Genomic DNA, 1,981 nt, shown 5'->3' on the forward strand with positions numbered 1-1,981 from the left:
CATAGCCAACCACGCCTCTAAAGCGTCTACGTTTAGGTTTAACTCTAACAATATTTATAGGGGAAACTTTAACGCTAAATAGAGACTCTATCGCCAACTTTATTTTATACTTATTTGCATCCACAGAAACATACAAAGAATATTTATTAAATTTCTCCCTTAAAAAAGAGGCTTTTTCCGTAATTATAGGATATTTTATTATATTATTGTATTTAATCATAATAATCTACCTTCAAGATATTTTAAAGCATCACTTGTCAACATTATACACTCGTGATTTAATATATCAAAAACATTCAATCCGATAGGCTTGATCAAGTTTACATGATGCAGGTTTCTAGTAGCACGTAGCAATCCATCTCCATAATCACCGACTATCAGAAAGGAAGAAAATTTGAAATTTTTAATATACTTACACATTTCAGATGTTTTCTTCACGTCAATATTCAAATTATCAAGAATGATTAATTGATTATTAAAATATTTTAGAGATAAAGCAATTTTTAAACCAAACTTGCGTACTTTTTTGTTAAGAGAATAGGCATGACTCCTAACAACAGGACCAAAAATAACTCCACCACCCCTAAACTGAGGAGAACGCAAGCTTCCTTGTCTTGCTCTACCAGTGCGTTTTTGACTATAAGGCTTAGCTGTTGTACCAGAAACATCACTGATGCCTTTTGCTTTGTGAGTACCAGCTCTTCTCTTTGCTAATTGCCATCTAACTATATCATGCAAAATACCCAATTTTTGCTTAACGAAAAATATCGAAGGGTTAAGCTGAGCGACACCTATGTTATCATTAGATAGATTAACTAATTTACATTCCATAACTAATTTACCAAACCACTAGCATTATCATCATTTCCGCCTAACAGTAGACCTACCGAAAAAGAAATATCTTTATGTAAAGGCTTTTTAACTGCATCTCTCACAAAGATGTAAGAATTTCTAAATCCAGGAACGTTGTTACCTTTTACAGCAATTATACTATTTTCATGATCGATAGATAATATTTTCATGTTATGTACAGTTACTCTACTGCTGCCTAAATGACCAGCCATTTTCTTTCCTTTAAATACCCTACCAGGATCCTGACATTGACCGGTAGAACCTTGCGACCTATGAGCAATAGAAACACCGTGAGATGCCCCAAGCCCACCGAAATTATATCGCTTCATTACACCAGCAAACCCCTTACCTATAGAATAACCTGTAATATCAAGATATTGACCAACTACAAAATGGTTAACCCCCACTCTTTTACCACACTCTATTCCTGAGAGATCACTCAATCTACTTTCATATAGTCTATATCTAGTATTTATTCCTCTCTTCTTTAAGTATTCTAACTGAGGCCTTGCAATATTTTTAAAATCTCCAGTACCTAAAACAACCGAATTATAACCACATTTATTTTGCTCTTTCACATCAACAATACAAGTTTCACTAAGATGCAATAAAGTTACAACTATGCGACCACTATCAGAGTATATAGCAGTATGACCAATATTTGTCATCAATAAACCAATTCTTTTCAACAGATTCATCCTTTTCATTTTCCTTTCCTAAAGACTTTCTTAATCTTTAAATAAATTTCTACACCAGGAGGAGGGGGAGGAAAAAACGATGAATCTCCAAGCATCTGCATCATAGCAGGGGTAAGGCCATATAGAATAATCAGACGCTCAGAAGTTCTCTTTTCAAATTGTTCATGAGATTTTTTATCAACATGAGGAGACCTACCAACATCGAATTTAAAATTATCTCTTGGCAATGCAACTGGGCCTGATAGCTTTGCATCAGAATGTTTAAATTTGTCCTTAAATCCACGAACAAACTCTCTAACATATTTCTCTAATTTTGAACAATCAAAAGCTTTGCTTATGATATATGCAACTTGCTCTATTTCAGTCACCACCGCCTACTCCAAAATTTCAGAAACAACACCAGAACCAACAGTTCTACCACCCTCTCTTAT

General features: G+C 34.2%; 4 protein-coding genes. All 4 read right to left on the bottom strand.

Going from position 1 to position 1,981, the window contains the following annotated elements:
- The coding region (locus IHO40_RS04325; protein WP_225536928.1) for a 50S ribosomal protein L23 at nt 1–220 on the bottom strand (220 nt) is incomplete at its 3' end.
- Complete coding sequence (gene rplD / locus IHO40_RS04330) at nt 217–831, bottom strand: 50S ribosomal protein L4 (RefSeq protein ID WP_225536929.1); 615 nt, start codon at nt 829–831, stop codon at nt 217–219. The genes IHO40_RS04325 and rplD, both read right to left, overlap by 4 nt.
- Nucleotides 832–833: 2 nt before the next feature.
- Entirely contained in the window at nt 834–1,559 is a 726-nt protein-coding gene (rplC, locus tag IHO40_RS04335; RefSeq protein ID WP_225536930.1) for a 50S ribosomal protein L3, read from the bottom strand.
- On the bottom strand, nt 1,556–1,909 hold the full coding sequence (gene rpsJ / locus IHO40_RS04340; protein WP_225536932.1) for a 30S ribosomal protein S10: 354 nt from the start codon (nt 1,907–1,909) through the stop codon (nt 1,556–1,558). The genes rplC and rpsJ overlap by 4 nt, the downstream gene beginning before the upstream one ends.
- Nucleotides 1,910–1,981 lie beyond the last annotated feature (72 nt).

It is taken from the genome of Wolbachia endosymbiont of Mansonella ozzardi, from assembly GCF_020278625.1.
In the GTDB taxonomy this organism is placed as follows: domain Bacteria; phylum Pseudomonadota; class Alphaproteobacteria; order Rickettsiales; family Anaplasmataceae; genus Wolbachia.